The sequence below is a fragment of the Streptomyces sp. UH6 genome (assembly GCF_013421635.1).
In the GTDB taxonomy this organism is placed as follows: domain Bacteria; phylum Actinomycetota; class Actinomycetes; order Streptomycetales; family Streptomycetaceae; genus Streptomyces; species Streptomyces abyssomicinicus.
In genome coordinates this window covers 1-9,002 of the sequence record NZ_JACADT010000139.1, presented here as the reverse complement: position 1 = coordinate 9,002, position 9,002 = coordinate 1, and the positions used below count along the sequence as shown (strand labels likewise).

Below are 9,002 nucleotides of genomic sequence, written 5' to 3'. Positions count from 1 at the left end.
CCCGGCCGCACCGCCACGGCAACTCCGCCGAGATGTTCTTCATGCTCTCCGGCTCCGCCCGGATCCTGTCCGGCGACGAGGTGCTCACCGCCGGGACGGGTGACCTCGTCGTCGTCCCGCCCGGCCTGCCGCACGCCTTCGCCGCGGAACCCGGTGGCGACGCCGACCTCCTGATCGTCATCACACCCGGCGTCGAACGCTTCGAGTACTTCCGCCACCTGCGGCGCATCGCCCTGGGCGAGGTCACCCCGGAGAGCCTGCTGGAGGTGCAGGAGGTGTACGACACCTACTTCCTGCCGAGCGCCGTCTGGGACGACGAGCGCCGGGGAGGGCGCGAGCGGGACGACGCCTGAGCGCGGCCGTGAACTCCGTGGCGGGCGCGGCGCTCCGTCGTCCAGACTGCGCGCCATGACGTCCCTTCACGCCAATCCCCTCTTCGCCCGGCTCGACGGCTCCGAACGCGTCCTGGTCGCCGGCGCGGGCGGCGGCTTCGACATATACGCCGGGCTGCCCCTGGCGCTCGCCCTGCTGCACCAGGGCAAGGAGGTGTACCTCGCCAACCTCTCCTTCACCGAGCTGACCGCGCTGCCCCTCGACGACTGGGTGGCCGAGGACCTCGCCGCCGTCACCCCGGACTCCGTCCTCCCCGGCGACTACTTCCCCGAGCGGACCCTCGCCCGGTGGCTCGACCTGCACGGCTGCCCCTCCACGGTGTACGCCTTCCCCCGGACCGGTGTGCGACCGCTGCGCGCCGCCTACCGGGCGCTGATCGACCTGCACCGCATCGACGCGGTGGTGCTGGTCGACGGCGGCACCGACATCCTGATGCGCGGCGACGAGGCGGGGCTCGGCACCCCGGAGGAGGACATGGCCTCGGTGGCGGCCCTGGCCGCGCTGGACGAGGTGCCGGTCCGCCTGGTGGTCTCGGTCGGCTTCGGGGTGGACGCCTACCACGGCGTCAACCACGTGCAGGTCCTCGAGAACATCGCCGCGCTGGAGCGCGACGGCGGATATCTGGGCGCGTTCTCGATCTCCCGCGCCACCCGGGAGGGCGCCCTGTACCTCGACGCGGTGGCGTACGCCCAGCACCACGTCCCTCAGTACCCGAGCATCGTCAACGGGTCGATCGCCGCCGCCGTGCGCGGCGAGTTCGGCGACGTCCGGTTCACCGAGCGCACCAGGGGCAGCGAGCTGTTCGTGAATCCGCTGATGTCCCTGTACTTCGCCTTCGAACTGCCCGCCCTGGCGGCCCGCTGCCTCTACCTGGACCGCATCGAGGAGACCCACCTGATGCGGCAGATCCACTCCCGTGTCGCCGAGTTCCGCGACACGGTGATCACCAGACCGCCGCGCGGCTTCCCGCACTGACGGCCGCCCTCCTCCGCGGGAGGGGGCGGCTCCCTGCGACGCGGACGCGACCCGTTTCCTAAGCCTTTTAGGTTGCTGCATAATGGATGTCGCAACACACACACGCAGCAGCACCGTGCGTCCGCGCCCGCACAGGAGGAGGATCCGGATGGCCCGTGCCGGAGTGACCCCGCAGCGCCTCGCCCGGGCCGGGGCGGAGCTGGCGGACGAGGTGGGCTTCGAGCAGGTCACCGTCTCCGAGCTCGCCCGCCGCTTCGGTGTGAAGGTCGCGAGCCTGTACTCGCACGTCAGGAGTTCGCACGACCTGAAGACCCGCATCGCCCTCCTGGCGCTCGAGGAGATGGCGGACCGCGCGTCCGACGCGCTCGCGGGCCGCGCGGGCAAGGAGGCCCTGGCCGCCTTCGCGGACGCCTACCGCGGTTACGCCCGCGAGCATCCCGGCCGTTATGCCGCCGCCCGCTACCGGCTGGACCCGAAGACCGCCGCGGCCAGCGCGGGGGTGCGGCACGCGCAGATGATGCGGGCCATCCTCCGCGGCTACGACCTGCCCGAGCCGGAGGGGACCCACGCCGTGCGCATGCTGGGCGGTGTCTTCCACGGCTACGTCGAGCTGGAGCTGAGCGGCGGCTTCGCCCACACGCCCGTGGACCCGGAGGAGTCGTGGGCATGGATCGTCGACTCCCTCGACGCCCTGCTGCGCGGCCGCGCGGCGGGCGCTTCCGCCACCTGAACCCGCCCGCCCGGAGAGAAGGCACCCCGATGAGCACCTCCCGCGACGACGAGATGATCACCACCCCGGTCACCGCGGATCTCCTGCGCGGCGCCCTGGACGTGGAGCGCACCGCACACGGCCTGCTGCCCCACCGGCTGCCCGAGTGGGCCAGGCGGCAGATACCCGACGACCAGCTGGCCCAGGCCGAGGCACAGCCGTCCGGCGTGCGGCTCGCGTTCCGCACCCGGGCCACCCGGGTGGAGCTCGACGCGCTCCCCACCAGGCGTGCCTACCGGGGCGCGCCGACCCCGGCGGACGGCGCCTACGACCTTCTGGTCGACGGCGTCCTGGCCGGCCGGACCGGCGTTCCCGGCGGCCGGGTCCGCACCGTCGACCTGGCCGACGGCTCCGTCGAGGTACGGGAGGGCGCCCCCGGCACCGCACGCTTCGCAGGACTGCCGGGGCGGGACAAGGACGTCGAGATCTGGCTCCCGCACCACGAGATCACCGAGCTGATCGCCCTGCGCACCGACGCCCCGGTCGAGCCGGCCACCGACCGTGGCCGGCGGGTGTGGCTGCACCACGGCAGTTCCATCAGCCATGGCTCCGACGCGGCCCACCCGACGGAGATCTGGCCCGCCCTGGCCGCCGCGTCGGGCGGCGTGGAGCTGGTCAACCTGGGGTTCGGCGGCGGCGCCCTGCTCGACCCGTTCACCGCCCGCGCCATGCGGGACACGCCGGCCGACCTGATCAGCCTCAAGGTCGGCATCAACGTCGTCAACACCGACGCGATGCGGTTGCGGGCCTTCGTCCCGGCGGTGCACGGCTTCCTGGACACCCTTCGCGAGGGCCACCCGGACACGCCCCTGCTCGTCGTCTCGCCGATCCTCTGCCCCGTCCACGAGAACACTCCCGGCCCGCTGATGCCCGACTTCGCCGACGGCGCCGTGCGGTTCAAGGCCACCGGCGACCCGGCCGAGGTTCCCGCCGGCCGCCTGACGCTGACCGTCGTCCGGGACGTGCTCGCCCGCGTGGTGCGGGAACGGTCCGCCGACGACCCCCATCTGCACCTCCTCGACGGCCTCGATCTGTACGGCGAGGACGACCACGCCGAACTCCCGCTCCCCGACGCGATCCACCCCTCCCCGGCGGGCCACCGCCGCATCGCGGAGAACTTCACCCGTCTGGCGTTCGGCGCCCGGGGCCCGTTCGGCCGGTGACGGGGGCCACGCGTGTTCCACGACGACCTGAGCCGGTACGCCGGCGCCGCCGACGAGGTCTTCGGCGACCTCACCGACGGCATGCGTTTCGTCCGCTTCCGGCCCGCCTACGACCGGCTCAACGTCGGCTGGCTGGACGGGAGCCGGCCCTGGCCGGCCGGGGAGGCCCCCGCCGGCTTCACCCGCCGGCTGCTGGAGATCGTCGATGCCCAGCGGGTCAACCAGGTGCTGGGGCTCCACGAGTGCGGCCTGTGCCCGGCATCGCTGCCCGCCGCCGACCCCTGGTACGTGCCGAGGCCCGGGCAGCTGTGCCCGAGCGCGGGCACCGGTGAGATCCGGGTCCCCGGCCCGCCCGGGACCGCCTTCGCCGCCCCGCAGCTCTTGGGCCACTACGTCGCCGACCACGGCTACCTGCCGCCCCGGCCGTTCGTCGAGGCGGTCCTCGCCTTCGACCCGCGCGGTCCGTGGACCGCGAGGTTCCCGGGCATCCGCTTCCCCTGGATCCCGGCCGACGCGGTGCTCCGCCACGTCGACGACGAGGGGTGACGGCGGGGCCGCGCCCTCGGCACCGCCGCGGCTTCGGCGTCGGCCGGCCCGTCAGGCGAAGGAGAAGCGTGCCGCGGCCTCGTCGGGAGTGACCCCTTGACGGCGCCCGGGGACGTCGTGAACAGCGTGTGCGCCCTCGGAGCGCAGTTGGCCGGCCCCGCCATGACGGGCCATGACCGCGGCGGAGGCGTGGACGTCGGCGGTGGTGACGTCGGTGCGGCCCCGCCCCGCGTGCTGCTCGAGAAGAGCGCCGAGGTCCGGGGCGAAGCGCAGCACGGTCACCGGGGCGTCGAAGCGCCTGGCGAGGGCGATGAGGCGGGTGCGCGCCCGCGGGGTCACGTTCGTGGACTCGGCGACCGCTGTCCGTCCGTCGGCGAGCCGGGCGGCGATCCTCCGGTCACGTTCCTCGAAGATCCGGGCGTCCGCCGCGTCCGCGTCGGTCTTCCCGCCGGCAGGTGAGGTGACGAAGAGCTCCGCGCGGATCTCGTCGCTGGACACCACGGCGTCCTCGTCGATGTGCCCCCGCGCGATCAGGGCCCGGACGAAGCTGCTCTTGCCCGAGGCCGGCGGGCCGACAAGGACCACGAGTCCCGTCGGCACCCGGATCGGCCCGGGCGCGGCCGCTCGTGGCGGACCGCCGGGTGCGGACCTGCACTCCATCAGCAGCCGGCTCCCCCGTGTGCCGACCGGACGAAAGCCCGCCTTGCTCCACGCCCTGACGGCCCGGCGGTTGGACGCTTCGGGATCGACGGTCACCCGGTCCCACCCCACGACGGTATGGAGGTGCCGGACGAGGGCTCGGGCGGCGTCCGGGCCGTGGCCCCGGCCCTGCGCGTGAGGCAGGAGCACCATGTCGATGCCGCCATCGCGAGGGCCTGCGGTGACGTACTGGGCGTAGCCCACGGGGTCGGCGCCCTTGAGGACCAGCAGCGGGACGACGGCCGGACGCCGCCTTCCGGTGTACTTGGCGGCCACTTCCTCGCGGGTGAGAGGCCGTCCGCCCCAGTCACGGACGAACTCGGGGTCCGCGAACCACGTCGCGAGCAGCGGCAGGTGCTCCTCCGTGGCGGGGACGAGCGAGGTGGTCCTGCCCGCGATGCCGCCCTCCGGCGTGTACTTCATGGTTGCCGACCTCTTTCGTTGGCGTGTCCCGCCCATCGTTCCAGCGCGGGGCTGTCCGGCGAGGAGACGGTTCGGAGCGGAGAAATCCGTGGCGCACCGACCCGGTACGGGGGAGGATGCCGACGAGGCGGAGGTGCTGCAAGTGACCGTTGTCGCGTTGGAGCTGACCGTGCGCGACCTGGTGCACGCGGATCTGGCATCGTGCGGATGGGCCGGCTCCGCCCACCATCTCGCCGGCGTCGCACAGCAGTTGGACCGCAGACGGCACGGCGAGGTCGATTATCTGGCCGTCTGCGCCCGCGCCGGTGTTCCGATCGCCAAGGGTGGTGTCGACTACCGGGCCAAGGACGGCGTGGGCACGCTGTGGCAACTCGCCGTCCACCCCGCGCTGCAGTCCTGCGGCGTGGGCACGGTGCTCATCGAGGCCGCGGAACAGCGCATCAGGGCGCGCGGGCTGCGGCAGGCGGAACTGGGCGTGGAGGACGGCAATCCACGTGCCCGTGCCCTCTACGAGCGGCTGGGCTACCGCGCCTACGACCGCCGGCCGGACGCATGGGACGAACAGGCCCCCGACGGAACGCTGCGCCGCCACGAGACGATGTGCACCGTCATGCGCAAGGAGCTGTCGTAAGCCCTCGCCTCCTTCCGGGCGAGCCACGTCCACCACCTCGAGGCCCGGCGTCGGCCCGAGTTCACCGACCGGCAGAGAGGCTGACGGAGTTGCTCACGCTGACGGACATCGCCGAGGACCCCCGGTGCCTCACTCGCCGTCTCACCGCCCCGGACGGTTCGGCCGTCGTCTTCCGCCCTCTCACGCACGCCGACGCGGGGCGCCTGGCCGCGTTCCTCGAGGCAATGTCTCCCGCATCGCGGCGCTTCAGCACGTTCGACGGGTACGACCTCGCGACCGCCCGGGAGCTGTGTGCCGCGATCGCGCGCTACGACAAGCTCAGGCTGGTACTCGAGGACGTGTCGTCCGGCAGGATCGTCGGCCTTCTCGAGTTCAGCCTCGCTCTGACACCGACGGACCTCGCGCGCTACGAGGACGCGGGCATCCGCCTCACCGGGACGACCGACTGCCGCTTCGGCCTCACGCTGGCCGACGACTACCAGGACCGGGGCGTCGGGACGCTGGTCCTCCCGCTCGTCACGGAGGTCGCACGGCTGCTCGGCAGGACGAGGATCATCCTGTGGGGCGGCGTCCGCGCCGAGAATGCCCGCGCCATCCGCTACTACGAGAAGAACGGCTTCCGAGCGGTGGGCTCCTTCCCGGAGGCGGACCGGTCCCTCTCGCTCGACATGCTGCTCGACCTCGATCAGCACCCGGCGCCGGATCCGGCGGGGTTCCCTCCCGCCGGGTACGACACGGGCCGGCCGTGATCGTTCGTCGGAGACCGTTCGAGCGTCAGGCGTACCGGCGGCTCGCCAGTCCCGCGCCGAGGCTGCGCGGTGGAGCGTCTGGACGTTGTTCCCTTGCGTCCAGGGGTGGTGGTCGCTCTACGGTTGTTCCCCGTGACCATGGAGATGCCCTACCAGCCACTTCCGATCGACCAGTCCGACGTGCGCTACGTCCACGGACCGGATTCCGCTCCACGGCCGGGCGTCCCCGTCGGCGAGACGGTCGAGCTCGAGTGGAGGGACAGCGAGATCTACCCGGGAACCTTCCGGAGGTTCTGGGTACACGTGCCCGCACAGTACGACCCGGCTGAACCGGCGTCCCTGATGGTGTTCCAGGACGGATGGTGGTACCTGGATCCCGCAGGGGAGGTACGTGGCGCGATCGTCCTGGACAACCTCGTCCACCGCGGCGACATCCCCGTCACCATCGGCGTGTTCGTCGATCCCGGCGTCTTCCCCGATGCGGAGAACCCGAAGAACCGCAACAACGAGTACGACGCCTTCGACGACCGGTACGTCACCTTCCTTCTCACCGAGATCATCCCGCAGGTCGCGGAGCGCTGGGCCATCGCTCGATCACCGGAAAGGTGGGGCATCTGCGGGGGGAGCAGCGGCGGCAACTGCGCCCTTACCGCCGCATGGCTGCGTCCGGACAAGTTCCGCCGCGTCATCGGATACCTGTCCAGCTTCGCGCAGATGCCGGACGGCAACCCCTACCCCGACCTCATCTCCCGCGTCCCCCGCAAGCCGCTGCGCGTCTTCATGCAAACCGGCCACCGTGACCTGCGCTGGAACGAGCCGCAGGGGAACTGGCTCGCCGAGAACCTGCGCGTGGCAGCCGCTCTCGCCGAAGCCGGCTACGACTTCCGACTGGTCCTGGGGGACGGCGGACACAGCCCCAACCACGGCGGCGTCCTGCTGCCGGACGCTCTTCGGTGGCTGTGGCGGGCGAACCAGGATTGATCGATCGGCACCACCCGCGTCACCGTCCTCGTGCACGCGGACCGGAGTCACTTGAGGCTGCCGCGCGGCTGCGCGCCCAGGATGCGTGGCCGACCGGTCCCCCGGCCGGATCGCGGGGGGGGGGGAGCGTGCTCCGGAACGGCGGCGAAGGCGAGGAGTGGTGACGGCGGTGGGACGGGTGCCGTCACCACTCCCCCGGTCAGGACGCCGGCTCGACGTCCGGGATGCCGTTCGCCGGCGGCACGTCCTTCGCCGCCGAGTCGTCCTCCGTGATCGGCGCGTCACCGATGTCGGTGACCAGGACGGGCGTCAGGGACTCGCCCTTGCCGTCCTTCAGGCGGACGACCTCCATGCCGGAGATGCCGAGGTGGCTGTCCTCGGAGTACCGGAACGGGGCGAGGCCGGGGCCCTCCAGGGTGGCGCCGACCTTCTCCAGCGCCGCGACCACGCCCTCGCGGGACGGGTCGTCCCCGGCGGCCTGGAGCGCCTGGACGAAGGTGTAGGCCTGGGACATGCCGTAGATGCGGTAGTTGGTGAGTTCGCCCTCCGCGCCGTGGGCGTCCCACACCTTCTGCCACAGCTTCAGCCACTCGCTGTCGGTGGCGTCGACGCCGGGGATGTACTCGGTGGTGAGGACGCCGTCGAGCAGGGCGGCGCTGCTCTTGACCTTGCCCTCGGAGAACCGGGCCAGCAGGGAGCCGACCAGCGCCGGGTCGGAACCGACGTTGCTGTAGAACCACTTCGCCTTGAAGTTGATCTTCATGGCGGTGAGCTGGCTGAGCGCCGTGTAGGACGGCACGTTGAAGCCGAGGACCAGGTCGACGTCGGCGGCCTGGAGTTTGGCCAGCTGCGGGGCGACGTCGGTGTTGCCGGGCGTGTACTTGACGGTCTCGACGATCTGGCCGTCGATGTACTTGCGGGCGCCCGCCTCGCCGTCGCGGCCGAAGTCGTCGTCCTGGAGGAACAGGCCGACCTTGGCGTCGGGCATGTTCTCCTTGACCCACTGCCCGATGATCTTGCCCTCGATCATGTAGTCCGGCTGCCAGCCGAAGGTCCACGGCCGCTTCGCGGGGTCGTCGCCCCACATCAGGGAGCCGCTGGAGACCATCAGGTCGGGGACCTTCTCGGCGTTCAGGAAGTCGACCACGGCAGTGTGGGTGGGCGTGCCGAGCCCGGCCACCATGCCGAAGATCTCCTCCTTGAGGACCAGCTCGTTGGTGACCGTGCTGGTGTTGGTCGGGTTGTAGGCGTCGTCCTTGACCACGTACTCGATCGTGCGGCCGTTCACCCCGCCGTTGGCGTTGACGTAGTCGTAGTAGGCCTTGTGGCCGCTGGGGATCTCGCTGTAGCCGGGGGCGGCGACACCGGTCAGCGGGAAGTGGCCGCCGATCTTGATGGTGTCCTCGGTGATGCCGACGTCGGGCGTGGTCTTCCCCTCGCCGTCGTCGGGCCGCCCGCCGGCGCCGCACGCGGCGAGCAGGGCGCCCGCGGTGAGCAGCCCGACGAGTCGCGTCGCGCGACGGAACCTTCGTGTGCGCTGCACGGTGGTGCCTCCTTCGGTGTGGTGCGGCCCGGGGCGCCGCCGCGTGGGTCCGGTGGCGGCCCTCACGCGGCGCCCCTGCGCCGCCGCCACAGGTTGCGGACCGTTCCGGTGATGCCGGCGGGCGCGACGA

At 72.2% G+C, this 9,002-nt stretch carries 9 protein-coding genes and 2 pseudogenes; 8 read left to right on the top strand and 3 right to left on the bottom strand.

Features of this window, described 5'->3' with window-relative positions; translation table 11 throughout:
• The 5 genes from HW445_RS10410 to HW445_RS10390 form a co-directional block, all read left to right on the top strand.
• The coding region (locus tag HW445_RS10410) for a cupin domain-containing protein (RefSeq protein ID WP_180220743.1) at positions 1–353 on the top strand (353 nt) is incomplete at its 5' end.
• 55 nt (positions 354–408) lie between these two features.
• Positions 409–1,368 (top strand): DUF1152 domain-containing protein, encoded by a 960-nt coding sequence (locus tag HW445_RS10405; RefSeq protein WP_180220742.1) that lies wholly within the window; start codon positions 409–411, stop codon positions 1,366–1,368.
• Between the two features lie 148 nt (positions 1,369–1,516).
• Positions 1,517–2,098, top strand: a complete 582-nt coding sequence (locus HW445_RS10400) for a TetR/AcrR family transcriptional regulator (RefSeq protein WP_180220741.1) — start codon at positions 1,517–1,519, stop codon at positions 2,096–2,098.
• Between the two features lie 29 nt (positions 2,099–2,127).
• Positions 2,128–3,300, top strand: a complete 1,173-nt coding sequence (locus HW445_RS10395; RefSeq protein ID WP_180220740.1) for a GDSL-type esterase/lipase family protein — start codon at positions 2,128–2,130, stop codon at positions 3,298–3,300.
• A gap of 12 nt (positions 3,301–3,312) precedes the next feature.
• The gene (locus tag HW445_RS10390; protein WP_180220739.1) at positions 3,313–3,846 is read left to right on the top strand and encodes a hypothetical protein; all 534 of its coding nucleotides are present in this window, start codon (positions 3,313–3,315) and stop codon (positions 3,844–3,846) included.
• 51 nt (positions 3,847–3,897) lie between these two features.
• Here the strand turns inward: HW445_RS10390 and HW445_RS10385 are convergent.
• A pseudogene (locus tag HW445_RS10385) lies at positions 3,898–4,422 on the bottom strand (AAA family ATPase); the annotation flags it as partial.
• Positions 4,423–4,488: 66 nt separating this feature from the next.
• Positions 4,489–4,968: pseudogene (locus HW445_RS10380) on the bottom strand (GNAT family N-acetyltransferase); the annotation flags it as partial.
• A gap of 142 nt (positions 4,969–5,110) precedes the next feature.
• Here HW445_RS10380 and HW445_RS10375 point away from each other — a divergent pair.
• The 3 genes from HW445_RS10375 to HW445_RS10365 all read left to right on the top strand — a co-directional run bounded on the left by HW445_RS10375 (position 5,111) and on the right by HW445_RS10365 (position 7,329).
• On the top strand, positions 5,111–5,599 hold the full coding sequence (locus tag HW445_RS10375) for a GNAT family N-acetyltransferase (protein WP_308798803.1): 489 nt from the start codon (positions 5,111–5,113) through the stop codon (positions 5,597–5,599).
• An 89-nt stretch (positions 5,600–5,688) separates the two neighbouring features.
• On the top strand, positions 5,689–6,348 hold the full coding sequence (locus tag HW445_RS10370; RefSeq protein ID WP_180220738.1) for a GNAT family N-acetyltransferase: 660 nt from the start codon (positions 5,689–5,691) through the stop codon (positions 6,346–6,348).
• A gap of 138 nt (positions 6,349–6,486) precedes the next feature.
• Positions 6,487–7,329, top strand: coding sequence for an esterase family protein (locus HW445_RS10365; RefSeq protein ID WP_257230979.1), 843 nt, complete (start codon positions 6,487–6,489; stop codon positions 7,327–7,329).
• A gap of 199 nt (positions 7,330–7,528) precedes the next feature.
• Here HW445_RS10365 and HW445_RS10360 read toward each other — a convergent pair whose 3' ends face one another.
• Positions 7,529–8,872 carry an ABC transporter substrate-binding protein gene (locus HW445_RS10360; RefSeq protein ID WP_180220736.1) on the bottom strand — a complete coding sequence of 448 codons (1,344 nt, stop codon included), beginning with the start codon at positions 8,870–8,872 and terminating at the stop codon, positions 7,529–7,531.
• Between the last annotated feature and the right edge of the window lie 130 nt (positions 8,873–9,002).